Source organism: Sodalis sp. (in: enterobacteria) (assembly GCF_051710625.1).
Lineage (GTDB): Bacteria > Pseudomonadota > Gammaproteobacteria > Enterobacterales > Enterobacteriaceae > JBPESN01.
Genome location: NZ_JBPESN010000034.1, coordinates 1 through 26022, shown reverse-complemented (window position 1 = coordinate 26022; position 26022 = coordinate 1). Strand labels below are relative to the sequence as shown.

The window sequence follows — 26022 nt, the reverse complement described above, 5'->3', positions numbered from 1 at the left end:
CGACAACCAGTTGAGCGGATTCGCGTTTGAATTCAGGACTAAAATTTCTTCTTTTCATTGGTGCACCCGTGTTGTTCTGAGGTGAGCATATCACCTCTGTTCAGGTGGCCAAATTCAGTGTGCCACTGCACACTACAAGCGGCGCCGGTAAATCGACGCTTATCAAACTGCTGGCCGGAACCCTGGCGCCGCAGTCGGGGACTCTGTCGCTGGCAAAAGGCATTAAGCTTGGCCACTTTGCCCAACAACCAACTCGAATTCTTGCGCGCCGATGAGACGCCGCTACAGCACCTCAGCCGGCTGCCGCCAAAGGCGTATGAGCAGTCGCTGAGCGATTTTCTGGGCGGCTTCGGCTTCTAAGGCGACCAAATGACGGAGCAGACGGCGCGTTTTCCCGGCGGCGAGAAAGCGCGGCTGGTGTTGGCGTTAATCGTCTGGCAGCGTCCTAATCTGCTGCTGCTTGATGAACCCATTAACCATTTGGATCTGGACATGCGTCAGGCGCTGACCGAAGCGTTGATCGACTTCGATGGCGCGTTGATTGTGGTGTTCCACGATCGTCATCTGCTGCGTTTCCACCACTGACGAATTTTATCTGGTGCATGATAGTCAGGTCGCGCCCTTTGATGGCGATCTGGAGGATTATCAGCAGTGGCTGGCGGAACAACAGCGGCCGCGCGGGCCAAATACCGATACGGACGCCCCGCCTGCCGCCGTGAACACGGCACAGACGCGCAAAGATCAGAAACGGCGCGAGGCGGAATTCCGCAAAGAGACCCAACCGCTGCGCCAGGCCATCGGTCGCTATGAGCAACAACTGGCTTCGCTGTGGGCGGAACTAACCGAGGTTGAAGGGCAGCTTGGCGACAGCGCGCGCAAAAGCGAGCTAAACGACTGCCTGCAGCAACAAGGTAAACTCAAATCGGCGCTGGAAGAGGCAGAGCTGGGCTGGCTGGGAGCGCAGGAACAATTGGAGGCGCTGACAAAGGCGTTCGACGCAGAATAGCCGCGCTCAGCGCCAAATCAGCACGACACAGGCGGCGGTCAGCTGCCCCATGGGCAGATTGAATACCGTCCAGGCACGCCGCCTTTTCAGCAGCCGGCCAATCACCGTGCCAAAAGCCAGCCAGATGGCGCCCGAGTCAATATTGACGGCGGCGATACCGATGCTTATCGCCATCACCGAACCCGCGTACGCTTCCCCGGCCAAGCTGAAGCTGGCCACTGCGCCCAGGGCCATCAGCTACGCTTTCGGATTGAGAAACTGTAAAAGGCCGCCTCGATAAAATGGCACCGGCTGCGGCGGCGCCGTATCGGTGTCCAGCTTTTCATAAACGGCGGTCGCGATTTTCCAAGAAAACCACAGCAAGTTGAGGCTGCCGGTCACTTTTAGCGTAAAATGCAGGGCGGGATAGAGCGTGATGAGGCCGCCGACGCCGCAGGCCACCAGCAGCGGCATGGAACGCCAAAAGCCGAAATGGGCAGCCGAGGCGGTAAGCAGCATATTATTTGGACCGGGAGTGATAGCGACAACCCAGAGAAAACCCAGCATCGATAAAAACAGACCCAGCTCCATACATCCCGCACTATCGCTCCCGACAATGACGCTTATGAAATTAACAGCGCGGTGCCGATTCGACAAGCGAATTGTCGGTGAAATTTCGTCACGCCGCCGACCCGCCAACCACTGGAGAAATACCGATCATGATCATTCCCTGGCAACAGATTGATCCCACCACGCTGTATAATTTGATCGAATCGTTTGTGCTGCGCGAAGGCACGGATTATGGCTTACAGGAAAAAAGCCTGCAGCAAAAGGTCGCGGATGTGTTACGCCAGGTGCAATCCGGCGAAGCGGTGCTGGTGTGGTCGGAACTGCATGAAAGCATTAACATTATGCCGCGCGCCCAATATCGTCCCGATTAGCAGCGCCGCCGGTGCGGTCAACCCCGCAACCAGGGCCGTTCGGCCGTGACGGCCGCCCTGCTCCCGGCTAACGCACAGCGGAAACGAGCAAGCTTCGCGGTGGCCCTGCGGTGTTAGACGTGATAACAATAACCTGCGCCCGACCGCACGTCATTTGACAGAGGTTATTAACATTATTAGGGTCACAGCATGTCAGCACAACATCCGATTATTGCGGTTACCGGCTCCAACGGCGCCGGTACCACCACCAGCCTGGCTTTTCGCAAAATCTTTCAGCAATTGAATATCCGCGCCGCGGAGCTGGAGGGCGGCAGCTTTCACCACTTCACCCGGCCGGAAATGGCTCTGGCTATTCGTAAAGCGCGTGATTTAGGCCGGCACGTGAGTTATTTCGGCCCGGATGAGAATAACTTCGATCTGCTGGAAAGCACGTTTTACCACTATGGGGAAAGCGGGCGCGGACAAGCGCGTAAATACTTGCATACCTATGACGAAGCGGTTCCCTATAATCAGGTTCCCGGTACCTTTACCCCTTGGCAGCCACTGCCAGAGCCGACCGATGTCCTCTTCTACGAAGGGCTGCACGGCGGCGTCGTGACCGAACAAAACGATGTTGCGCGGCATGTGGATTTGCTGGTGGGCGTGGTGCCGATAGTTAACCTGGAGTGGATCCAAAAATTGGTGCGCGATACTAATGAACGCGGTCATTCGCGCGAAGCCGTTATGGATTCCGTAGTGCGCTCCATGGAAGATTACATCAATTTTATTACGCCGCAATTTTCCCGTACCCATATCAACTTTCAGCGGGTGCCGACGGTGGACACATCTAATCCCTTTGCAGCTAAAGCGATTTCGTCATTGGACGAAAGCTTTGTCGTCATTCACTTCCGCGACCTGGAGGACATTGACTTTCCCTATTTATTGGCTATGCTGCAGGGATCGTTTATTTCTAACATCAACACGCTGGTGGTGCCGGGTGGCAAAATGGGTCTGGCAATGGAATTGATTATGGCGCCGCTGGTCAAACAATTGCTGGAAGGAAAACGAATTCGCTAAACCGGCAGCGATGGCGTCCTGTTGCAAGCGACGCCAATCCGCGGTTATTCGCGCATCGCCGCCGCTCTGCCGCCAGTCCCTGTTCTCAGTCGAGGTTACGCACCTCGAAGCTGTGCGTGATACTGGCGGCTTTGCCCAACATCAGCGATACCGAACAGTACTTTTCCGCCGAAAGCACGACCGCCCGCTCCACGATCTTATCCGTCAGGTCGCGGCCGGTGACAATGAAATGCAGATTGATATGGGTAAACAGACGCGGCGCTTCTTCACGGCGGGTCGGCGTTAGTTTGACCTCGCAGTCGCGCACGTCGGCGCGACCCTTTTGCAGAATCAATACCACGTCAATAGCGCTACAGCCGCCGGCGGGCATCAACAGCATTTCCATCGGGCTGGGGGCCTTTTCGCCGCTGTTGCCATCCATGATAATCTGATGGCCCGAGGCGGATTTGCCGATAAATGATAGCCCTTCCACCCACTTCACTCGCGTTTGTATAACGTTAACTCCTGATAAAATTCTTTATATAAAGACTACCTTTTCGCCGGCAAACTGGCAATGTAACCGCAGATGCATCATGCTGAATCAAGACAACACAAGACAGTCTCTCAAAGCTATGCTAAAAACAAGGCAGGATCGAACTCACTGACAGTGAAAGAGCAAGAGAGCGATCAAAACGTCACCAACATTAGACCCTGATAAGTTCCCTTGCTGGGTTTCGTTTATGAACAAAATGACATCATGATAACACATTACCTTACAGGGAATACGCTGCTCCTTACACAGGACAGCGATGACAAAAGAGGATAACAGCGAATGGTTCTCGGCAAACCGCAAACAGACCCGACTCTTGAATGGTTCCTGTCTCATAGCCATATTCACAAATATCCATCGAAGAGTACGTTGATTCACCAGGGTGAAAAGGCAGAAACGCTCTACTACATTGTCAAAGGCTCCGTCGCGGTGCTTATCAAGGATGAAGAGGGCAAGGAGATGATCCTTTCCTATCTTAATCAAGGCGATTTTATCGGCGAGCTGGGGTTGTTTGAAGAAGGGCAGGAGCGCAGCGCCTGGGTGCGGGCGAAAGCGGCCTGTGAAGTGGCGGAAATCTCCTATAAGAAATTTCGCCAATTGATTCAGGTGAATCCCGACATCTTGATGCGTCTGTCTTCACAAATGGCCAGCCGCCTGCAGGTAACCTCAGAGAAAGTCGGCAACCTGGCCTTCCTGGATGTGACCGGGCGAATCGCGCAAACATTGCTGAACCTGGCCAAGCAGCCGGACGCCATGACCCATCCGGACGGTATGCAAATCAAAATTACCCGGCAGGAAATCGGCCAGATTGTCGGCTGTTCACGGGAAACGGTCGGCCGTATCTTGAAAATGCTTGAGGATCAGAATCTTATCTCTGCCCACGGAAAAACCATTGTCGTTTACGGTACCCGCTAATTTCTCTCACCACGGGCATGGTCAGGACGGCCACGCCCCTTTAGTTGACTTATGTGGCGCAGACTCATTTATCACCCCGAAGTAAATTATGCCCTGAGGCAAACGATAGTCCTGTGCCTGCCGGTCGCCATCGCCCTAATGTTCAACAGTCTGCAACAGGGGCTGCTGTTCTCTCTGGTGCCAGCCTGCTGTAACATCGCCGGGCTCGATCAGCTCCATAAGCGTTTCTTTAAACGGCTGGTCGTCGGCGGCTCGCTGTTTGCCCTGAGCAGTATATTTATCCAGTTGCTGTTGGCGCACGGCGCCCCGCTGCCGTTTGTCATGTTGGGCCTGGCGCTTCTGTTTGGCATCAGCGGCGAAATCAGTCCGCTGCATGGCCGTCTGCTGCCGGCATCGCTTATCGCCGCGGTATTTACCCTGGGACTGACCGGTAATGTGCCGCTCTGGCTGCCGCCGCTGCTCTATGTGGCGGGGACCGCCTGGTATGGGCTGTTCAACGCGCTGTGGTTCCGGCTGTGGCAAGAGCAGCCGATGCGCGAAGCGCTCAGTTTGCTGTACCGCGAGCTGGCGGATTATATTGAAGCAAAATACAGCCTGCTGACTCAGCATACCGATCCCGACAGCGCGCTGCCGCCGCTGTTTGCCCGCCAGCAGAAAGTCATCGACCAAATAGCGCAGGTGTATCAGCAGTTGCATATGCTCTCCACTAACCATCTCACCCAGTACAAGAGACTGCTGCGCGCTTTCCAGGTTGCGCTGGATTTACAAGAGAATATCGCGGTGAGCCTGCACCAGCCGGACGAAGTGCAAAAGCTGGTGCCGCAAAGCCACGCCGAGGCGGTATTGCGCTATAACGCGCGTGTCGCCGCCGCCCGGCTGCGCGTTCTGGCTGACGATATTCTTTATCATCGCCCGCCCGATCGTTTTTCTGCCGATGCCGGCCTGTCGGCGCTGGAAAAGATCGCTCGCCACCATCCGGATAATCCGGTAGGCCAGTTCTGCTATTTCCATTTCAGCCGCATCTACCGCCTGTTGTGCTCCCAACGTCCGCTTTATCGTCGTGATGTAATGGCGGATAACCGGCAACGTTTGCCGTTCTGGCCGGCGCTTAAAAGTTATTGTTCCCTTAAATCCATGGCGCTGCGTAATGCCGCCCGCCTGGGCCTTATGCTGGCTGTTGGTAGTAGTCTGGGCCTGGTATTCAACCTGCCGAAACCCTATTGGATCCTGATGACTATCATGTTTGTCAGCCAGAATGGCTATAACGCTACCCGGGTGCGCATTCAGCATCGGGCGCTGGGCACCCTGGCGGGTCTGGTCATCGCCGCGGGGTCGCTCCAGTTGCAGATGGGCGACGGCGTTATCCTGACCGGCATGCTGCTGGTGACGCTTGCCGGCTATTTGGTGCTGCGTAAAAATTACGGTCTGGCGATGAGCGGCATGACGGTGGTGACCGTGTATACCCTGCAACTGCTGTCGTTAAACGGCGCACATTTCCTACTGCCGCGGCTGGTCGATACCTTAATTGGCTGTATGCTGGCGTTTGGCGGCACGCTTTGGCTGTGGCCGCAATGGCAGAGCGGGCTGCTGCGCAAAAATGCCCACCAGGCGCTGGAGCGCGACCAGGAAGCGCTACGGTTGCTGCTGCAACCTGACCTCACTGCGCCGGCGTTGGCCTATGCCCGCATGCGGGTCAATCAGGCGCATAATGCCCTGTTCACTTCCCTAAGCCAGGCGATGCAGGAGCCAGGGTTTAACTCCCGTTACCTGAGCGATATGCGCCTGTGGGTGTTCCACAGTCAGTTTATTGTGGAACACATCAACGCCATGACCACGCTGGCGCGCGATCACTATATGCTGACTGCTACGCTTGCGGCCGATTATCTGGCCTCCTGCGAGGTGGCGCTGCAAAGTTGTCAGCAGCGGCTGGAATATGACGGCCCGAGCACCGAGAACCCGGGAATTTTCAATACCAACGGACCACAGGATCAGGCGGTAACACTGATGGAGCGCCATCTACGGCGCATTTTGTTCCATCTTGGCGTGATGCACACCATCTCGTCGGTGGCCTGGCCACAGCGGCCACAGCACGGGTTTTGGCTTGCGCGCCGCTTGCGCGATACGCCGCCGGACTAGCGCCGCAGGCGGGGAAACCTTCGACGGCAGTATTGCTGGTAACTCGCCGACAAGCCTGCCGTTCGCCCGCTAAGCCGCGCGGGGGGGGGGGGGACGTGCGCCACGGCTTTCTCAAAGCGCGCCAACCCCTCGGCAATATCGTCAAACGCCGACACCAGCGAGGGGGCGAAGCGAATCACATCGGGGCCGGCATTGAGGATCATGACTCCTTCCAGCGCGGCGGCATGCAGGAAATCCCGTGCCCATCCCTGGAAGCCCGGCGCCAGCTCCGCACCCAACAGTAGCCCCATACCGCGACCGCGCACCTGGGTGAAAACATGATGCTTTGCGCTAATGTCATGCAAAGCCTGAATGAAACGCTCATGACGCTCATTGATACCGGCCAGCACCTCAGGGGAGTTGATGACGCCCAGCGCAGCTTCCGCCACCGCACAGGCCAGCGGGTTACCGCCGTAAGTCGTGCCGTGGGTGCCGATCGCCATGACTGAAGCAATGTCTTCGGTGGTCAACATCGCGCTAATGGGGAATCCGCCGCCCAACGCCTTGGCAGTGGCCAGAATATCCGGCTGCACGCCATAATGCATATAGGTGAACAATTTGCCACTGCGGCCCATGTCGCATTGCACTTCATCCATCACCAGCAGCGCCTGATGCTTATCGCATAATTCCCGCACGCCCTGCAAAAATGCCGGCGTCGCCGGGGTAATGCCCTTTTCCCCCTGTATCGGTTCAAGAACGATAGCGCAAGTGTGATCATCAATGACGGCTTTCACCGCGTCGAGATCGTTGAACGACACATGGACGATATCCGCCGGTTTCGGCCCAAACCCGTCGGAATACTTGGGCTGTCCTCCCACCGACACGGTAAACAGCGTGCGGCCATAGAAGGCATTATGAAACGCAATGATTTTGGTCTTGTATGGACTGTGGCGGGGGACGGCGTAGTGGCGCGCCAGTTTAAACGCCGCCTCGTTCGCCTCGCCGCCGGAATTGGCAAAGAATACGCGATTGGCAAAGGTCGCATGAATAAGCTTACGCGCCAGGCGCACAGCGCCGGTTAGTTCGTAAAAACGTTCCTGGTATGCCACAACGTTTCCCCCTGCGATCTCAACGCCGCCACCAGCGCCGGATGACAGTGCCCCAGCACGGTAACCGCGATGCCGCCGGAAAAATCGACATATTCTCTGCCCTGCTGATCCCAAACTCGGCTGCCGACGCCTTTCACTGGAATGAACTGCGCTGGTGCATAAACTGGCAAAATAACCTGATTGAACGTTTCCCGGGTGACTGCGTATCGTCTGTTTTTATAAGGGATTTACTCTGTTTAAGGTGTGATAAGAAATGAAAATATAGTCATATAATATGACTAAAAAGTCACGCCAAAGTCAAGCGCTATTGCCGTCTAAAAAAAATAGACCGGCGTCAACGGTTGAGGAAATTCGCCAGCAAAGAATGACCTTGTTCACTCCTGATGCTTTCAGGATGAAACTGTACACCTTCCAGCGGCAAGGAACGATGGCGGATGGCCATAATTTCATCCGGCTCCCCTTCGCGCTGGCTCCAGGCGGTCACCGCCAGACAGGAGGGCACGCTGGCGGCATCAATGATAAGCGAGTGGTAGCGTGTTACCGTCAACGGCTGCGCCAGACCGGCAAATACCCCTTGTCCATCGTGCCAGATAACAGAGGTTTTTCCGTGCATGACCCGACGTGCACGAACGATACGCGCGCCGAACGCCTGACCGATAGCCTGATGCCCCAGACAGACCCCCAGGATCGGCAGTTTGCCGGCAAAATGGCGAATAGCAGCAAGGGAGATCCCCGCCTCGTCCGGGTTACCCGGACCGGGGGAGATGACCAATCGCGCCGGCGCCAGCCGCTCGATATCCGCAAGATCCAGACTGTCATGACGACGCACCATCACCTGCGCCCCCAGTTCACAGAAATACTGATAAAGATTCCAGGTGGATGAGTCGTAATTATCGATTATCAGCAATCCGTTCATAATCTTCCTTAAACTATAGTTCATGCGCCTCTGCCGCCACGCCTTTGCATGCCGTTCGACGCCGAATTTCGATTCGAAGCGAGTGTACGACAACGGCGGCAACGTGACTACGGACGTTACCGCAAAAGTCCGGTATGAAAAGACGTTAGGCCGGGGTCTCGCGCACCGGGAGAACCGGCATTCGGCGGCTGTATAGCCGCGCTTTTTTGTTACCCGCAGGCAGTATGCCGGCACAGGCTGAGGTGCAACCCGGTCTCAAACGCCGTTCATCAGCGAGTAATACCGAGTTCAGGGGGTCAGGGGGTAGCTGCGGTGGGGATACCCCGCCAGCAGGCGGTGTTAACGCCGCGCGGACAGGAAAGTCGTCGGCAAGCCTGCCGCCTGGCGGTCAAGGTGTCACATTGAGGTGCGCCTACCTTGCGAGCGCTGATGTTGTGAAAGAGCAGGTCGCCGCGCGGAGGGAGTTAACGATGCTCCTCCGGCTCGCTCACCGCCAGCCGAAATAATGCGCCTAGCGGCGCCGGATCGCCAAACGCCCCGGCCTCGTTGGCATTCAGCCAGTCCTGCCGGTTGATGGGATGCCAGTGAATATCATAGCCGGCATGGATAATCAGCTGTTCAAAGAAAATCCGCGGCGCCCGCCCATTCCCCTCCCGAAAAGGGTGCAACATATTGATATCGGCGTAATAAATCGCCACTTTGTCACAGAACAGCTCAAACGCCGGGTCGCGCAGACAATCTTCTTCTTCCAAACGCTGCATCACCGCATTGCCTTTCGTTTCCCCAGACAGGCAAAGTGGCAAAAGCGGGTGTCGTTTTGATAGATATCCACGCTGCGCAACTGGTCCACCCGGGGATAAATATCCTGGAAAAGCTGATGGTGAATAGCGCACAACCAGAGCAACTCCATCGTGGCCGGTCCGAGCTCCAGCGAGGCGGTGCGCAGCGCGCTCAGCGCCAGTTCCGCCTCTTGCAGTTCTCGGCTTTACGAATATTCAGGCGATTACGCAGCACCCTTCAGGCCCGGATAAAGATAAGGATCGCGATCGTCGCTGATTTTATCGTTCATAGTGCCTCCTCTGCGCGTCCAGACGGGCAGAGAGTGCTTCGCCTTCCAGCGTGACTGGCGCGATGTCATAACCTTCAAGCCGGGTACTGGCGCAAAAATTTTCATTTCGGCGCTGTGCAAATAGCCGCGCTTTTTGTTTCTCGGTCATTTCTTTCATCAGTCGCTCCTGTCAGAGACTGCCGGGTTCCTGGAAAGAGTAAGTATAACCCGCATTAGCGGCTTCGCTGGGACAGCCGGAGCGAGCTGACTTCATCGGCAACAGGAAGAAGAAGATCTGGCCAGATACGGCCGCGAACAATTAAAAATCTGCGGTGATGATGCGCGTCAGGCAACAGCGCCCCTCCCGACACGGATACGCAGAGGGAGGGGACGACCCCAACGGGTAGGCGACATCTGCGCCAGAAAGCCTGCGCCGCGGGGTATCGGACGTCAGCTCGCGCCAGGCAACATAACGGCGGCCCCTACTGCAAGGCCGCTGCCGTTATGCGTCGATGCCTTTAGCCTTTAGGTTTAGCTCTAGGGCAGCTCTTTGGCAGAGAGAATGACAATCGGCTTAACCGGTACGTTCTGATATGGCCCCTCATTCTTGGTGGGCACCTGGGCAATTTTATCCGCCACCTCGATCCCTTTCACCACCTTGCCGAACACGGCATAGCCGAAATCGCGCTGGCCGTGATCGAGGAAAGCATTGTCCGCCACGTTGATAAAGAATTGGCTGGTCGCGCTATCTTTATCGGCGGTTCGCGCCATGGCAATCATACCGTGGGCATTGCGCAGGCTATCGTCGGCTTCATTTTTGATTGGTGCCTGGGTGGGCTTTTGCGACATGTCTTGATTGAATCCGCCGCCCTGGATCATGAAGCCGGGGATCACGCGGTGGAAAATGGTGTTGTTATAAAACCCGCTGTTCACGTATTGCACAAAGTTATTCACCGAAACCGGCGCTTTGGCGCTGTCCAATTCCAGCTCGACATTACCCGCCGAAGTGGTCAACAGCACATGAGAGTCCTGTGCCGCAGCATACACCCCCGCAGAACAAAATGTCAGGGCAAGCAGGGTAGCAGCGGTCGCCAGAGAGCGTTTGAGCATAAGAATTCCTTTTAAGAGATAAGGCCACGGGAAGCGATTAGATTCTAAAGAGCCGTTTCCGGCAGTGCCAGCCATTTACCTTTTTTTACGTAGCGGAGTATTTACGTCGGTGCCGACCAAAGTGTGATGAAACGCCCACCCTTCCCACCTGCTGCCGGTGAAAATATTTTCTGCCAGACATTTAACAACAAATAATAAATAAGCGATGATAAGATCGCGCCTCCCACAGACAAGCAGGATGTCATCACTTTAGAGGCCAGGCTTTCATCGGTCGATATCAAATTAAAACTAGGTTTAAAATGAATCAAAACAATAAATTAAGACTAACATGGATTAGTTTCTTCTCTTATGGTCTCACGGGTGCGCTGGTTATCGTCACCGGTGTGGTGCTGGGTAACATCGCCGACTACTTCCAGTTACCTATTTCACGTATGAGCAATACCTTCACGTTCCTTAACTCAGGCATATTAGCGGCGATTTTTCTCAATGCCTGGCTGATGGAAATCATTCCGCTTAAACGGCAATTAATATTTGGCTTTCTGCTAATGGTGCTGGCGGTCCTGGGGTTAATGAGTGGCCATAATCTGACGATATTTTCCCTGTCGATGTTTGTTTTAGGGGTCGTCAGCGGCATTACGATGTCCATCGGCACCTATCTTATCACCCATCTGTATGCGGGGCGGCAGCGCGGCTCGCGTCTGTTGTTTACCGACTCGTTCTTCAGTATGGCCGGTACGCTATTCCCCATGCTGGCCGGCGTGCTGCTGGCACGCGAGATCACGTGGTACTGGGTATATGCCTGCATCGGCGGGGTGTATGTGGTGATTTTTATCCTTACCCTGTTGTCCGATTTTCCGGTGTTGAGCGCGCGCGACGCCGACACCGCGGGCCAAAAGAGGCAGCAAACGCGGGAATCCTGGGGGCCGGGCGTGGCGCTGCTGGCGCTGGCCGCACTCTGCTACATCCTGGGTCAGCTCGGTTTCATCTCCTGGGTTCCGGAATACGCGACGTCGCGTTTTGATATGGATATTCAACAGGCCGGCGGGCTGGTAGGTAATTTCTGGACCGCCTATATGATCGGGATGTGGGTCTTTAGCGCACTGCTGCGCTTTTTCGATTTGCAGCGTACTGTCACGGTGCTTGCAGCGCTATCGGCGTTTTTCATGTATCTGTTTATCCACGCCGGCGACCCCGCTTTGCTGCCCTGGTGTTTGCTGGCGCTGGGCTTTGTTTCCAGCGCCATTTACACCACGATTATCACGCTGGGATCGCAGCAGACCCGGGTAACATCGCCCAAGCTGGTCAATTTTATTCTGACTTGCGGCACGATCGGCACCATGCTGACGTTTGTCGTTACCGGCCCTATTGTCGCCCGTTATGGCGTCAGCGCGGCGCTGCAAATCTGCAATATATTGTATGTTAAGGTGTTTGTTCTTTGCCTGCTTCTCGGGTTAGTCAGCCGTCACCGTACCCATAGCCAGGTGATCAGCTAATGTCTAGGCCGGCTTGGGCAACAAGCCGGCCTCTTTCACCACTCTCCCCTTCAACGGTGGCCCGGCGAGCACTGTGCGCCCAAGGCCAGACCCTTTCCATGCCGATTGTTGCCGGAAACGATCGCCGCGCCGGGTTCTGACGGCGCCGCGTTAATGCAACTCAACATCATCTATTTATCCACTTTTCTTCATCATATCATAGTAGTTTCGCACGCCGTAAAAGGCTGGATTGATCTGACTTGCAATCGTTTGCGCCGTGGCATGTTGCGCCCGCGCCCGTCCGCTGCCGGGAAGGCCGTCACGAGACTCGGTACGCCGTCAGTTGCCGCGGTATCCCACGATGTTCCCGAGCGCACAAACGTTTACCCTTTCCCTGTCTATAAGGATTTTGTGACCATGACCGGAGCTTCCCTCGCCGTTTCTCGCGCCCCGCTGTATTGGCGGCACTGATTGGGGCTAATCTGTTCAGCTGGACATGGGCGCTATTGGCTTTCGGCCACAATAGTGTGTAGTGGTCAACTAAAACTTGCCACCGCGTTAGCGTTTTTCCAGTATCTATTTTCTGATTCGTTTGGTGGTAACCCACCGTTATATTAATGCGGCCTGAGTGCGCTGTAATATCCCACGATATAGTCGGTAATTTCATGAGCTGCTTCGCTGAAGCTTATGTAGCCCGTTACCGGTATCTACTCGTTTTTCAGACTTCTGAAGAAGCGCTCCATCGGACTGTTATCCCAATAGTTACCACGCCGACTCATGCTTTGTTTGATCCGGTAACGCCACAGCAACTGTCGGAACTGCCTGCTCGTATAGTGCCTACCCTGATCGCTGTGGAACATCACTCCGGCTGGTTTACCACGCGTTTCCCGGTCCAGATATACGTCACATCGCCTCACCATACCTGGTTTGCCTCCGTTACAGCGAACTGGCGCTCAAGATAATTCGGGATCGCAACATGCTTCTGACCGCCACGGCTTATACCTGTGCGTCGGCTGCTGACAACTGACTAACCCCAGCTTTTTCATGAGCCTGCCTGCGAGCCAGCGCCCCATCCGGAAGCCTCTCTGGGTTGCCATGATGGCGATACTTCTCGCGCCAGCGGCACCATGGCTGATATTGTGCAGTTCATGAACCTGACTGCGCAATACCGTTCGCCTGCCGTCTGTCCTGTCAGGTCGACTTTCCCAGTATTTGTAATTGCTGCGATGAACCCTGAACACGTGGCAGAGTGTGGCCACAGGACAATGCGCTCTGAGTTTCCCGATTAACGAGAACTGTTTAGGGAGTCTGACATCAAGAGCCTGTAGCCTTTTTTAATATTTCGTTTTCCGTTTCAATGCGTTGTACCTTCTTCTTGAGCTCACGTATTTCGATTTGTTCCGGGGTTATAGGAGAGGTTTTTGGCGTTTTCCCCTGTCGCTCATCACGCAGTTGTTTTAGCCATTTCCTCATCGTAGGAAGGCCGACGTCCATGGCTTTTGCTGCTGGCGCGGCGGTGTAATTTTGGTCGACAACCAGTTAAGCGGATTCGCGTTTGAATTCAAGACTAAAATTTCTTCTTTTCATTGGCGCACCCGTGTTGTTCTGAGGTGAGCATATCACTTCTGTTCAGGTGGCCAAATTCAGTGTGCCACTACAAAATACTGATTGATAGCCACAAGCTCGTTGCCAAGCACCTTGTTGAGATAATTGATAATCTGAACATTACTTTTCGTGGCGAACCCCCACGTTGCGTGTTATATCAGAATATAACTGCGACAGAGTATTGCAAAGTGATAACCCCACTTTTTCAGGCAATATTTTCTAATGGTGCGATGTGCTGTAGTTCATCCTCCATTATACGGCGCGCCGCGCAAACGCATTTTTCGCGTTGGGTACCTACCGGCACCAGTCGTTTCAATTGATTAAAAGTCTGGGGCTGGTGTTGCCTCACTGCGGCGCGTATAACTTTGTCGCTAACCGCATTACATAAACAAACATACATTGCTGGCACTCACTGACTAATCTCACGCTAATTTAGATGAGAACGAGTGTTATTACAACAGCGAAAGTATTGCTGTTTGCGTTTTATTCAATAAACTGCTAATCTTTAGCCGGTAAAAAGCGCATTTTTTATCGGTGTGCCGCTAGGCTACGCTTGCTGAGAGTCATGAGCCAACGGGGTGCGCTGCACAGCTTAAATAGCGAGGTAAACGCGCAATAACGGCGCTAACTGCAGCGTATCAAACTAGTAATTTTTTATAAGGTGTCGCACGGCGGTTCACACGCTACTGGTGGTCTTATTGGCCGCTCAAGGGGCCGATTGTTGTTATAGGTAATCTTTCTCTGCGGTCAGCTAGCAGGTCATTAGTAATAACGGTCTTGTTGGCGGCGTACTCTTTTTTACGCATAGTCGTTACCGCAGCACCGCTTGTCAAAGGTGAAACCGGGAGCCGACATGCATAAAAAAAGGGCGCCCGAGGCGCCCTTTTATACTGCCGGCTTAATGCCGGCATTGGCTGATAATACGTATTGTCTTAAGCGATAACTTTGGCAACAACGCCAGCGCCAACGGTACGGCCGCCTTCGCGGATAGCGAAACGCAGGCCGTCGTCCATGGCGATCGGAGCAATCAGGTTAACAACCATCTTGATGTTGTCGCCAGGCATGACCATTTCAATGCCTTCTGGCAGTTCGATGGTGCCGGTCACGTCAGTCGTACGGAAGTAGAACTGCGGACGGTAGCCTTTAAAGAACGGCGTGTGGCGGCCGCCTTCGTCTTTGCTCAGAATATAAACTTTTGATTCAAACTGGGTGTGCGGCTTGATCGAGCCCGGCTTAGCCAGAACCTGACCACGCTCTACATCGTCACGCTTGGTACCGCGCAGCAGGACGCCCACGTTCTCGCCGGCACGGCCTTCGTCCAGCAGTTTACGGAACATTTCAACGCCAGTGCAGGTGGTTTTGGTGGTGTCTTTGATGCCGACGATTTCCACTTCTTCACCCACTTTGACGATGCCGCGCTCTACACGACCGGTAACCACGGTACCGCGGCCGGAGATGGAGAACACGTCTTCGATCGGCAGCAGGAACGGCTTGTCAATGGCGCGTTCCGGTTCCGGAATGTAGCTGTCCAGCGCTTCTGCCAGTTCGATGATCTTGGCGGTCCAGGCTTCATCGCCTTCCAGCGCTTTCAGCGCCGAGCCACGGATAACCGGCGTGTCGTCGCCCGGGAAGTCGTACTGCGACAGCAGTTCGCGCACTTCCATTTCAACCAGTTCCAGCAGCTCTTCGTCATCAACCATGTCGCATTTGTTCATGAACACGATGATGTACGGTACGCCGACCTGGCGACCCAGCAGAATGTGCTCGCGGGTCTGCGGCATCGGGCCGTCTGTCGCGGCAACCACCAGAATAGCGCCGTCCATCTGCGCCGCGCCGGTGATCATGTTTTTCACATAGTCGGCGTGTCCCGGGCAGTCTACGTGTGCGTAGTGACGGGTCGGGGTATCGTATTCAACGTGCGAGGTGTTGATGGTGATACCACGGGCCTTTTCTTCCGGCGCGTTGTCGATCTGATCGAATGCGCGCGCGCTACCGCCGTAGGCCTTGGCCAGGACGGTGGTGATGGCGGCGGTCAGGGTCGTTTTACCATGGTCAACGTGGCCGATAGTACCGACGTTAACGTGGGGTTTGGTGCGTTGAAACTTTTCTTTAGACACGGCTATATTCCTTACTCTTATGCTTTCACCCGTTGGTGAAAGCACGGGATATTAATTGTGACCCTTAAAGCTTACTTGGCTCTGCGGGTTTCGATAATGGCCTGTGCAACGTTGTTCGGTGCTTCATTGTACTTCAGGAACTCCATGGAGTAAGAAGCACGGCCCTGAGTCTGTGAACGCAGTTTAGTAGCATAACCAAACATTTCAGACAAGGGGACCTGCGCACGAACGGTTTTACCGATCGTGGTGTCTTCCACACCGTCAATCATACCGCGACGACGGTTTAAGTCACCAATCACGTCACCCATGTAGTCTTCAGGCGTTTCAACTTCGACCTTCATGATGGGTTCCAGCAGAACCGGTTTTGCCTTCATGAAGCCTTCTTTGAACGCCATGGAACCGGCAATCTTGAACGCCATTTCCGAGGAGTCGACTTCGTGGTAAGAACCATCGAAGGCGGCAACACGGACGTCTACGATCGGGTAACCGGCCAGAACACCGCTTTTCAGCTGTTCCTGAACGCCTTTATCTACCGCCGGAACGTATTCTTTCGGTACCACACCACCGACGATTTCGTTCAGGAATTCGTAGCCTTTACCACCCGGTTCCATCGGTTCGATGCGCAGCCAAACGTGACCGAACTGACCGCGACCACCGGACTGACGAACAAATTTACCTTCTTGCTCGACGGTGGAGCGGATGGTTTCGCGGTAAGCCACCTGCGGGTTACCGACGTTGGCTTCCACGTTGAATTCGCGACGCATACGGTCGACGAGGATTTCAAGGTGCAGCTCACCCATACCGGCGATGATAGTCTGACCGGACTCTTCATCGGTCCACACGCGGAAAGACGGGTCTTCCTGCGCCAGACGGCCCAGTGCCAGACCCATTTTTTCCTGGTCGGCCTTGGTTTTTGGTTCCACGGCAACGGAGATAACCGGCTCCGGGAATTCCATACGCTCAAGGATGATCGGCGCAGAGGTATCGCACAGGCTATCCCCGGTGGTGACGTCCTTCAGACCGATGGCCGCGGCGATATCGCCGGCGCGCACTTCTTTGATTTCTTCACGCTTGTTGGCGTGCATCTGGACGATACGGCCGAAACGCTCGCGCTTGTCCTTCACCGAGTTCAGCACGGTGTCACCGGAATTGACGACGCCGGAGTAGACGCGGAAGAAGGTCAGGTTGCCGACGAACGGGTCGGTAGCAATTTTAAACGCCAGCGCCGAGAACGGCTCTTCATCGCTGGAATGACGTTCAGCGTGGGTTTCGCCGTCTTCCAGTACGCCGTTAATGGCAGCAACGTCAGTCGGTGCCGGCAGATACTCAATGACCGCATCCAGCATAGCCTGCACGCCCTTGTTCTTGAACGCGGAACCACAGGTAACCAGAATGATTTCGTTGTTCAGAACGCGCTGACGCAGACCGTGTTTGATCTCTTCTTCGGTCAGCTCTTCGCCGCCCAGGTATTTGTCCATCAGCTCTTCAGACGCTTCAGCTGCGGATTCCACCAGATGCTGGTGCCATTTGTCGGCCTGCTCGGTCAAATCGGCAGGGATGTCTTCATAAGTGAAGGTCACGCCCTGGTCCGCTTCGCTCCAGTTGATCGCTTTCATCTTCACCAGGTCGACGACACCGGTGAATTTTTCTTCCGCGCCGATAGGCAGCTGGATCGGAACTGGGTTAGCGGCCAGACTGGTTTTCAGCTGTTCAACTACGCGCAGGTAGTTGGCGCCCATTCGGTCCATTTTATTGACGAACGCGATGCGCGGCACTTTGTATTTGTTTGCCTGACGCCACACGGTTTCAGACTGCGGCTGCACGCCGCCAACCGCACAGTAAACCATCACGGCGCCATCGAGCACGCGCATGGAACGTTCTACTTCGATGGTGAAGTCAACGTGTCCCGGGGTGTCGATGATATTAATGCGGTGCAAATCAAACTGTTTGGCCATGCCCGCCCAGAAACAGGTGGTCGCGGCGGACGTGATGGTGATACCACGTTCCTGCTCCTGCACCATCCAGTCCATGGTGGCAGCGCCATTATGAACTTCACCGATCTTGTGGTTCACACCCGTGTAGAACAGGACACGCTCAGTCGTGGTGGTTTTACCCGCGTCGATGTGTGCACTGATACCGATGTTACGATAGCGTGCGATGGGCGTTATACGAGCCATTTGAATCCTCGATTACTGGGGCGTTCATTTCGAGCTAACCCGGCGTGACTACTGCGGTGCGATTACCAGCGGTAGTGGGCGAACGCCTTGTTGGCATCTGCCATACGGTGAACGTCTTCACGTTTCTTCACAGCAGTACCTTTGTTTTCTGCTGCATCGGAAAGTTCGTTCGCCAAGCGCAGAGCCATAGATTTATCACCGCGTTTACGAGCAGCTTCAACGATCCAACGCATTGCCAGGGCATTGCGACGAACCGGACGGACTTCTACTGGCACCTGATAAGTAGAACCACCGACGCGGCGCGATTTGACTTCGACAGTCGGACGCACGTTGTCCAGGGCTACTTCAAAAGCTTCCAGATGATTTTTACCAGAACGCTGAGCCAGGGTCTCCAACGCGGTATAGACGATTGCTTCTGCGGTAGATTTTTTGCCATCTACCATCAGGATGTTAATAAATTTGGCCAAAAGCCCAGATCCGAACTTCGGATCCGGCAGGATTTTACGTTGACCAATGACGCGACGACGTGGCATGGAAATACTCCGTTGTTAATTCAGAGTTGTCCAAAACTCAATGCGTTTTTTGACAGAGTTAATAAAACATTTGGCCTTACTTAACGGAGAACCATTAAGCCTTTGGCTTCTTCACGCCGTACTTGGAGCGCCCCTGCTTGCGGTCTTTAACGCCGGAGCAGTCAAGCGCGCCACGAACGGTGTGGTAACGCACACCCGGCAGGTCTTTCACACGACCGCCGCGAATCAGGATCACGGAGTGCTCCTGCAGGTTATGACCTTCACCGCCGATGTAGGAGGTGACTTCAAACCCGTTGGTTAAACGAACACGGCATACTTTACGCAGCGCGGAGTTCGGTTTTTTCGGGGTGGTGGTATATACACGGGTACATACGCCGCGTTTCTGCGGACAGGCGTTCAGCGCCGGAACGTTGCTCTTCGCAACCTTCATGGAGCGCGGTTTGCGTACCAGCTGGTTAATCGTTGCCATTTAATAAAGCTCCTGGGTTTTGCTTCGTAAACACGTAACAAGCCGCCTCGTGATGCCGCAGGGAAAAATACTAGGACGCAGGATTTTATGGCTGACGGGTAAAGGTGTCAAGAAATATACATCTCACCCTTGCTTACCACGCCATCTGCTGCGGCTGTTTTTCGGTCAGCCTGACGAAATCAGTATAACTGATTATCGCGATATTGGGCGAAAAATGAGCAGACAGCCCGCGAGCGACAATATCGTTTTCCAGCGCGTGCAGCGTCAGGGGAGAGGCACCGAGCGCGCACGCGGCCAGTGAGCCGGTGAGCCCGGCGATAACGCCATCGGACAGCAGCAGCAGGTCGTCACCGGGCTGCACGAGACGCAGCAGCGCCGCCAGATCGCAGGCATAGGGAGAACGGCTCAGGGTATACAGCATGGGCGCCTTCGGCGTTAAAACGTCATCACGGTATCATAGGCGCTCAGACGCTGGCGCCAGTTCGTCGCCGACAACCATTCGGCGTTCAATACCCAGCCGGCATCGGCATCCAGACCGCGCTCCGCCGCCGATTCGGCGCAGAGATAAAGCCTGTCCACATCATACAGCGAGAGCACGCCGAAGGTGGCGACAAAGTCGCGCGCCAGGATTTGCGCCGGCTGCTGCTGCGCCAGCAACAGCAATACGCCATCGGCGATAAAAAAGACGCCGATATCCTCCGCCAATGCCGATGTCGCCAACAGCGCGTCAAGCCCTTCCCGTCCGGCGGCCTCGCCGTGCGGACCGTGGGTGAAAACAAATGCGATACGGTTCATGAAAGCCTTAGAATTGGATAAAGCGATCGCAGCCGAGCGCCGCCTGTGCCAGGCTGCCCAGGCCGCTGAGCTCAAAGCCGGGCTGAAGATTTTCGCCGCTACACTTAAGCAGCGACGCCTGAAGGGCATCGGTCACGCCACGACGCAGGGCGGCGGCGACGCAAACATGCAGCGCCACCTGATGCTGCTGCGCCAGGTCGCGCCAGGCGCGCACTAGATCCACCTCATCGCCGGCGGGCGCATTCAAGCGGTTGGCGTTATGCACGCCGTCCTGGTAAAAAAATACCGTGCCAAGGCGGTGGCCGCACGCCAGGAGCGCCCGGGCGAACTGTAGCGCGCTGCTGGCGCGCTGATTGCCATAGGCCGGGCCGGTAACCATCAGGCAATAGTCCAGGCTCACCGCTCCTGCCCCACGAAATCACCGCTCTTAAACTGACGGATATATAAGTAAACCGTGTGCTTGGAGATGTTGAGCCTGTCGGCAACTTGATTGATAGTGTCCTTGATATCGAAGATGCCTTTCTCATACAGATTGAGCACGATCTGGCGGTTCTTGGCGTTGTTGGATACGTTGCGATCGGCGTTAACTTCCTCAATGGTGAACTCCAGCGTCTGAGCCACCAGATCGTCAACCGACGAGGCAAAATTCACCGAGGTGGCGATGTCCTGCGTTTCCGGCGAAATAAAGGTTTGCATAATTTGCGAGAAGGGTACGTCCAGATTCATGTTAATGCACAGCAGCCCTATCACCCGTTCCTCGCGATTGCGGATGGCAATGGTGACCGATTTCATCAGAACGCTATTTTTAGCCCGGGTAAAGTAGGCGCGGGAGACGCTGCTGTCCTCTCCCGCCATATCATCCAGCATGCGCAGCGCGAGATCCAATATCGGCGACCCCACTTTACGCCCGGTATGTTCGCCGTTGGCGATAGGCACCACCGAGCATTTCAGGTTCTCCAGGGAGTGCAATACAATCTCGCAATGTCCGCTAATAAGCATCGCCAGGCCATCCACGACGGCCTCATAAGAGGCGAGAATTTCATGATCCACGGCGCTGAATGGACGTTCGTCCAATAAATCCAGCTCGCCGGCATCAGAATAAGGAAGAGACGTAGACATGTGGAAATACCACCTGTGGTTGTGAATCTGCCGGGATAGTATCGGGCAGATTTAGCTGTAATTCTGTTATGCGGCCGCTAGTCTAGCAAATCCGGCAAAACGCTGTTCTTGTGTTTGGTGAAGTTTTTTATTATTCGGCAGTGATATTATCCGCCCGCCGCGCGCGGCAGTCTTAAACGGTGACAGCGTTTGGCCGGCAGCGCGGCGAAAAAAACCATCCCACGGGGATGGCTTGCAAAGGGCATACGGGCCGCTGCCCGTTTGGGAGGACGGCAGCGTTATTTCTGCTGCGCGCCCGCGTCCGGGAACGCCGGTTTTGCCGTAAGCCTGCTCCGGCTGGAATAACCAGCTGGATTTTCCCGCCTTTCTTAATATGTTTCAGCCCTTCGATCCAGCCAGGGATAACGTTGTCCAGGCGGAAGGACAGCGGCTTGCCGCGCTTGTAGGAATTATCGAATTCCGTCCCGTCGACCAGGGTGCCTTTATAGTTCACCACGAATCGCTATCGGTCAGCGCGTTGCCGGTGCCGGCTTTATCCACTTTATACAGGACGCCGTCGGCGGTTTCTTTCACGCCCTTTTCCTTGGCGTAGTCGGCGCGGTATTTGTCGCCTTTGGCGGCATTGTCTTTGGCCCCCTGCTCCTTCAGCGAACTATTCATGTAACGTCCCTGGGAGGCCGCCCAAGGCATAGGCGGCCTGATCTTCGCTGCTTTTGAATTTGTCCGAGGTGGCGCTGGTGGGTGCTGCGGTCGCCGGCGGGGTAGCACCTGCCGTTGCATCGGCGGCCAGGGCGTTGCTCGCGTTAAAAGGCAAATGCCATAGTAGAGGCCAGCAGCGATACTTTAATCAAAGATTTCATAAATTTCCATTTTCCTGAGTAAGCGGTCCCGAGGGTCGATAGCAAAGTCAGGCAAATACTATAGCTGTGAGCATAAACACAACACAATCGCTATGCCGGTTGATTAACCCTTTCTGGGACTTTTTTTATAACAAGAAGTTTCTTGATAATGCAATTTCATTGCGGCCTGGTTTGATATCGCCGCCTAATGATGGGCTTTGTGCGGGCGATCTGCGCAAAGCAAGGCAGAGTCTACCGCGGTTGCCCGCGCGAGGCAACCGCAGAATAGGAACGGTGCGACACCGGTTTCATTGGTCTTGAACGGTACCGAGAGGAAAATAGGATGGAACTATCGCAGCTGGAACAGCGTCTGGAAGTGTTAGAGGGACGGGTTGCTTTCCAGGAAGTCACGATTGAGGAACTGAATCAGACGGTGGTGGCCCACCAGCGCGATATCAGCCGGCTACAGGAGCAATTGCGCCTGCTGTCGGACAAATTGCGCGAGCAGAACACCTCGATCATCGCCTCGCAAAGCGAGGAAACGCCCCCACCCCATTACTGAGCGGGTGACGCCGAGTACGGGGCCCGCTCAGGGTCCCGGACCCCACGCTTAGTGGCAGCAGCCATCACCGTGGTCATGGTCGTGATCATGGCCGTAGGCCAGCTCTTCCGCGGTGGCATCACGAATAGCGATGACTTCCACGTGGAAGTTGAGGTTCTGGCCAGCCAGCATAGGATTACCGTCAACCACGACATGATCGCCATCGATTTCGGTGATTTCTACCGGTACCTGACCCGTTTCGGCCAGGAAACGTATGCCCACTTCCAGTTCATCGACGCCCATGAAAACATCTTTGGGTACGCGCTACACCAGATTTTCATCGTAAGGGCCGTAAGCATCATTGGCTTCGATGCTGATATCGAAGATGTCGCCCGCACCGCGATCATCCAGCGCTTTTTCCAGCCCAGAAATCAGCGAGCCGTGGCCATGGAGGTACTCCAACGATGCGCTCACCGGGGATTCATTGACCAATACACCGTCTTCATGTTCTCAACTGGTAGGCCAGACTGAACCACCCGATCTTTTGCTACTTTCATGCTCTCTCCCACCATTGGAAACTCATTTGGCGCTGATTCTAACCAAAAACCGCACGTATGTATGCTTTAGCCGTAAAAAAGCTGTTAATAACATTACTCCGGATGAAAAATACCAATAATGTTTTTTATCCGGTCGTTTTGCGCTAATCATGTCGTCGTCCTTCCGCTGGGTATAGCCGCACTTGACGCAAGCCACCCGATCGCTATTGTCCGCACGCCATACCGCCGGCGATGAAGCGTTTACGCTTTGCCGTCATAGGGTCGTTCTCCCTGTTGATCATCTTCGCCCCAGCCGTCGAGCAGCCGCCGCTCCTGTTGCATCTCGCGCTGGAAAATGTCTTCCAGTTCGCGCCGTGCTTCCTTTACACGCGAACTGTGCCCCTTCCTCCTCCTGGGGCATCAACTTACGCAGCATGCGCATATCCAGCCGGCGGAAATGCTGCTGCGCCCGATAAGCCTGATGTGGATGCATATTTAACGATTGCAGCACCTTGCGTTCCAGCTCCAAAGCGCTGGAAAACGTTTCTCTTGAAAACCGCGACACGCCGGCCTGCAGAAGCTCATGCGCTTCGACACGCCCGCGCACGCCAGAATCTGCAACTGGGGAAAATGCTGCTGACACAGGCGGATGATGGCCATATTATCTTCTGGCGTATTGGCCGCGACGACGATCGTTCTGGCCTTGTCCCGCCTCTACCGCCCGCAACAGCTCCAGTTACGGTGGCATCGCCGTAATACACTGTATAACCATAGCCGCGCATCAGGCTGACAACGCTGATATCACGCTCAAGCACCGTAATACGCGTTTTATTTGCCATCAGCAGGCGACCTATCACCTGACCGAAACGGCTGAAGCCGACAATGACCACCTGCGGGTCATCGTCGTTGACAAAGGTTTTTTCATCGTTTTCTTCTACTGCATTATAACGCCGGACCAGGATACGATCGATCAATTACATCAATATCGGGGTGGTGATCATCGACAAGGTGACGATCACCAGCAATAACGATAATTGATCGCCGGTGAGGATTTTCTACGTCGAGGCCGCCGCCGAGAACAAAACGAAGGCAAACTCCCCGCCCTGGCTCAGTACGCCGGCGAATTGCAACCGGACCGAACGTTTCAGCCCCGATAGGCGCCCCAGGATATACAACATCGTTCCCTTGATGGCCACCAGGATGGCGACTCCGGCCAGCACCGTCAGGACGTGCACATATAGGATCCCCAGATTCAGCGCCATGCCGACCGAGATAAAAAACAGGCTCAGCAGCAGCCCCTTGAACGGCTCAATGGCGATCTCGAGTTCATGACGGTACTCGCTTTCAGCCAGCAGCACGCCAGCGATAAAGGTGCCGAGGGCCATCGACAGGTTAAGCAAATCCCATGAATAACGCGGCACCCAGCACCAGCAGCAGGCTCGCGGCGGTAAACACCTCGCGCACGTTCGCCGAGGCGATATAGCGAAACAACGGACGCAGCAGGAAGCCGCCCGCCGACCAACATGCCAAAAAACGCCGCCAGTTTAATGCTGATCTTCATTCAATAGCCGTGCCCGCCGGCGCCGCCGGCGAGAAACGGAATCAGAGACAGTGCCGGGATCACCGCCATATCCTGAAACAGTAACACCGAAAACCCCAATTGGCCGCCCTCATTGCGGTTCATGCCTTTGTCGCGCATCAACTGCAGCGCAATAACGGTAGAGGACATGGCGAGGCAAATGCCGCCGATAAGCGCCGCCTGCCAGCGCATACCGGTAAAGGTAAGCGCGGCGCCCAGCAGCACCGCGGTAATGGCCACCTGCGCGGCGCCTACGCCGAATATCGAGTGCCGCAGGTGCCAGAGCTTGGCGGGGTTCAGCTCCAGGCCGATGATGAACATCAAGAACACCACCCCCAGCTCCGAGAAATGCAGTATCTCATCGACATCGCGAATAAAGCCCAGGCCCCAGGGGCCGCCGGCATCGCCGTCGGCCAGATAGCCCAGCACCGCGCCGATGCCGAGACACTGCGCGATTGGCACCGCCACGACGGCGGCGAACAGAAACAGCACGACCGCAATCAGAAAAAAAGAAGGACTACTTTCCATGACCTTCGCCCTCCGACGCCAGGGGTAATGACAGCCAGCGCGCATAATCGTCGGCGCAGCGGGCGAGACGTGCCACCTCCTGGCGTCGCGCCCAATAAATAATCAGCGGCGGCTGCCAGTGCATGCGGCACAGTGCAGCGGTCAGAGCGAAAGGACGCAGGATATCTATCATCTCCACCCCCAATGCGCTGCGGGTCTGATAGGCGCTCTCGGCATCGCCAGCGGTGATAACCGACCGCCAATGTTTGCCGGCCAGCGCGTTGCCGCCGACCCGCTGGCGAAGCCGCGGGTCAGCACACGATCCAGCTACTTCTTGAGCAACGCGGGGCAACTGTAAGTGTCTAACGGGTGTTGGAACACGATTACCTAGTGATCGCCAGTAGCTGCTATTCGTGAGGTATATCGATAAAAAAATCCGGATAATGCGCATACAGATCATGTGCGGTGACATGATTGAGCGTTGCCGCAGCCTTGAGTAACACCTGGTTCGCCACCGAATCCTGTGCCTCAGGATGCGCGTACAACAACAAAACTTTGGGCGGCTCAGCGATCAATTCCCCTCCAAAGCGTCGTCAGGCAATAGGACTTCCGCTTGTAGTGGTCAACTAAAACTGGCCACCGCGTTAGCGTTTTTCCAGTATCTATTTTCTGATTCGTTTGGTGGCAACCCACCGTTATATTCATGCGGCCTGAGTGCGCTGTAATATCCCACGATATAGTCGGTAATTTCATGAGCTGCTTCGCTGAAGCTTATGTAGCCCGTTACCGGTATCCACTCGTTTTTCAGACTTCTGAAGAAGGGCTCCATCGGACTGTTATCCCAACAGTTACCACGCCGACTCATGCTTTGTTTGATCCGGGAACGCCACAGCAACTGTCGGAACTGCCTGCTCGTATAGTGGCTACCCTGATCGCTGTGGAACATCACTCCGGCTGGTTTACCACGCGTTTTCCATGCCATTTCCAGTGCTTTGATGGTCAGTCTGCT

20 protein-coding genes and 10 pseudogenes are annotated in these 26022 nt (G+C 55.2%); 7 read left to right on the top strand and 23 right to left on the bottom strand.

The window, feature by feature from the left end; translation table 11 throughout:
* Positions 1–137 precede the first annotated feature (137 nt).
* Positions 138–1006: pseudogene (locus ACTBDU_RS09875) on the top strand (ATP-binding cassette domain-containing protein); the annotation flags it as partial.
* Positions 1007–1012: 6 nt separating this feature from the next.
* Here the strand turns inward: ACTBDU_RS09875 and ACTBDU_RS09870 are convergent.
* Positions 1013–1576: pseudogene (locus ACTBDU_RS09870) on the bottom strand (LysE family translocator).
* Positions 1577–1704: 128 nt separating this feature from the next.
* Here ACTBDU_RS09870 and ACTBDU_RS09865 point away from each other — a divergent pair.
* Together ACTBDU_RS09865 and ACTBDU_RS09860 are read left to right on the top strand one after the other, a co-directional pair.
* Entirely contained in the window at positions 1705–1926 is a 222-nt protein-coding gene (locus ACTBDU_RS09865; protein WP_438806348.1) for a YheU family protein, read from the top strand.
* A gap of 189 nt (positions 1927–2115) precedes the next feature.
* Positions 2116–2982, top strand: coding sequence for a phosphoribulokinase (locus ACTBDU_RS09860; protein WP_438806343.1), 867 nt, complete (start codon positions 2116–2118; stop codon positions 2980–2982).
* A gap of 85 nt (positions 2983–3067) precedes the next feature.
* Here the strand turns inward: ACTBDU_RS09860 and ACTBDU_RS09855 are convergent, their stop codons facing one another.
* Positions 3068–3475 (bottom strand): OsmC family protein, encoded by a 408-nt coding sequence (locus tag ACTBDU_RS09855; protein WP_438806347.1) that lies wholly within the window; start codon positions 3473–3475, stop codon positions 3068–3070.
* A gap of 318 nt (positions 3476–3793) precedes the next feature.
* Here ACTBDU_RS09855 and crp point away from each other — a divergent pair, with 318 nt between their 5' ends.
* Positions 3794–4426, top strand: a complete 633-nt coding sequence (gene crp / locus ACTBDU_RS09850) for a cAMP-activated global transcriptional regulator CRP (RefSeq protein ID WP_438806342.1) — start codon at positions 3794–3796, stop codon at positions 4424–4426.
* Between the two features lie 51 nt (positions 4427–4477).
* Positions 4478–6562, top strand: coding sequence for a YccS/YhfK family putative transporter (locus tag ACTBDU_RS09845; RefSeq protein WP_438806341.1), 2085 nt, complete (start codon positions 4478–4480; stop codon positions 6560–6562).
* A 92-nt stretch (positions 6563–6654) separates the two neighbouring features.
* Here the strand turns inward: ACTBDU_RS09845 and ACTBDU_RS09840 are convergent.
* The 5 genes and pseudogenes from ACTBDU_RS09840 to ppiA all read right to left on the bottom strand — a co-directional run.
* Positions 6655–7877, bottom strand: a pseudogene (locus ACTBDU_RS09840) (aspartate aminotransferase family protein); the annotation flags it as partial.
* A 107-nt stretch (positions 7878–7984) separates the two neighbouring features.
* On the bottom strand, positions 7985–8566 hold the full coding sequence (locus tag ACTBDU_RS09835; protein WP_438806346.1) for an aminodeoxychorismate synthase component II: 582 nt from the start codon (positions 8564–8566) through the stop codon (positions 7985–7987).
* 464 nt (positions 8567–9030) lie between these two features.
* Positions 9031–9635: pseudogene (locus ACTBDU_RS09830) on the bottom strand (putative adenosine monophosphate-protein transferase Fic).
* The gene (locus tag ACTBDU_RS09825; protein WP_438806340.1) at positions 9625–9792 is read right to left on the bottom strand and encodes a YhfG family protein; all 168 of its coding nucleotides are present in this window, start codon (positions 9790–9792) and stop codon (positions 9625–9627) included. The pseudogene ACTBDU_RS09830 and the gene ACTBDU_RS09825 overlap by 11 nt, the downstream one beginning before the upstream one ends.
* 359 nt (positions 9793–10151) lie before the next feature.
* Positions 10152–10724, bottom strand: a complete 573-nt coding sequence (ppiA, locus tag ACTBDU_RS09820; RefSeq protein ID WP_438806345.1) for a peptidylprolyl isomerase A — start codon at positions 10722–10724, stop codon at positions 10152–10154.
* A gap of 299 nt (positions 10725–11023) precedes the next feature.
* On the opposite strand from ppiA, the gene tsgA reads away from it, so the two are divergent.
* Complete coding sequence (gene tsgA / locus ACTBDU_RS09815; RefSeq protein ID WP_438806339.1) at positions 11024–12217, top strand: MFS transporter TsgA; 1194 nt, start codon at positions 11024–11026, stop codon at positions 12215–12217.
* 515 nt (positions 12218–12732) lie between these two features.
* Here tsgA and ACTBDU_RS09810 read toward each other — a convergent pair.
* The 12 genes and pseudogenes from ACTBDU_RS09810 to ACTBDU_RS09755 all read right to left on the bottom strand — a co-directional run.
* Positions 12733–13735 (bottom strand): annotated as a pseudogene (locus tag ACTBDU_RS09810) (IS3 family transposase).
* A gap of 110 nt (positions 13736–13845) precedes the next feature.
* A pseudogene (locus ACTBDU_RS09805) lies at positions 13846–13914 on the bottom strand (bacterioferritin); the annotation flags it as partial.
* A gap of 92 nt (positions 13915–14006) precedes the next feature.
* Entirely contained in the window at positions 14007–14201 is a 195-nt protein-coding gene (bfd, locus tag ACTBDU_RS09800; protein ID WP_438806344.1) for a bacterioferritin-associated ferredoxin, read from the bottom strand.
* 532 nt (positions 14202–14733) lie between these two features.
* Complete coding sequence (tuf, locus tag ACTBDU_RS09795; RefSeq protein WP_438806338.1) at positions 14734–15918, bottom strand: elongation factor Tu; 1185 nt, start codon at positions 15916–15918, stop codon at positions 14734–14736.
* 71 nt (positions 15919–15989) lie between these two features.
* Positions 15990–18095 (bottom strand): elongation factor G, encoded by a 2106-nt coding sequence (gene fusA, locus ACTBDU_RS09790; RefSeq protein WP_438806337.1) that lies wholly within the window; start codon positions 18093–18095, stop codon positions 15990–15992.
* A 62-nt stretch (positions 18096–18157) separates the two neighbouring features.
* Complete coding sequence (gene rpsG / locus ACTBDU_RS09785; protein ID WP_438806336.1) at positions 18158–18628, bottom strand: 30S ribosomal protein S7; 471 nt, start codon at positions 18626–18628, stop codon at positions 18158–18160.
* Positions 18629–18722: 94 nt separating this feature from the next.
* Positions 18723–19097, bottom strand: coding sequence for a 30S ribosomal protein S12 (gene rpsL / locus ACTBDU_RS09780; protein WP_438806335.1), 375 nt, complete (start codon positions 19095–19097; stop codon positions 18723–18725).
* A 133-nt stretch (positions 19098–19230) separates the two neighbouring features.
* Entirely contained in the window at positions 19231–19518 is a 288-nt protein-coding gene (tusB, locus tag ACTBDU_RS09775; RefSeq protein WP_438806334.1) for a sulfurtransferase complex subunit TusB, read from the bottom strand.
* Positions 19519–19532: 14 nt separating this feature from the next.
* Entirely contained in the window at positions 19533–19892 is a 360-nt protein-coding gene (gene tusC, locus ACTBDU_RS09770; protein ID WP_438806333.1) for a sulfurtransferase complex subunit TusC, read from the bottom strand.
* A 7-nt stretch (positions 19893–19899) separates the two neighbouring features.
* Complete coding sequence (tusD, locus tag ACTBDU_RS09765) at positions 19900–20292, bottom strand: sulfurtransferase complex subunit TusD (protein ID WP_438806332.1); 393 nt, start codon at positions 20290–20292, stop codon at positions 19900–19902.
* Positions 20289–21011, bottom strand: coding sequence for a helix-turn-helix transcriptional regulator (locus ACTBDU_RS09760; RefSeq protein WP_438806331.1), 723 nt, complete (start codon positions 21009–21011; stop codon positions 20289–20291). Before ACTBDU_RS09760 ends, tusD begins: the two co-directional genes overlap by 4 nt.
* Before the next feature lie 300 nt (positions 21012–21311).
* Positions 21312–21871 (bottom strand): annotated as a pseudogene (locus ACTBDU_RS09755) (FKBP-type peptidyl-prolyl cis-trans isomerase); the annotation flags it as partial.
* 322 nt (positions 21872–22193) lie between these two features.
* Between ACTBDU_RS09755 and ACTBDU_RS09750 the strand changes: the two are divergent.
* Positions 22194–22412, top strand: a complete 219-nt coding sequence (locus tag ACTBDU_RS09750; protein WP_011412100.1) for a protein SlyX — start codon at positions 22194–22196, stop codon at positions 22410–22412.
* Positions 22413–22460: 48 nt separating this feature from the next.
* Here ACTBDU_RS09750 and slyD read toward each other — a convergent pair.
* The 4 genes and pseudogenes from slyD to ACTBDU_RS09730 all read right to left on the bottom strand — a co-directional run.
* Positions 22461–22948: pseudogene (slyD, locus tag ACTBDU_RS09745) on the bottom strand (peptidylprolyl isomerase).
* 240 nt (positions 22949–23188) lie between these two features.
* A pseudogene (kefB, locus tag ACTBDU_RS09740) lies at positions 23189–25034 on the bottom strand (glutathione-regulated potassium-efflux system protein KefB).
* A pseudogene (kefG, locus tag ACTBDU_RS09735) lies at positions 25024–25585 on the bottom strand (glutathione-regulated potassium-efflux system ancillary protein KefG). Before kefG ends, kefB begins: the two co-directional pseudogenes overlap by 11 nt.
* Positions 25586–25635: 50 nt before the next feature.
* A partial coding sequence (locus ACTBDU_RS09730; RefSeq protein ID WP_438806330.1) for a DDE-type integrase/transposase/recombinase occupies positions 25636–26022 on the bottom strand: 387 nt, incomplete at its 5' end.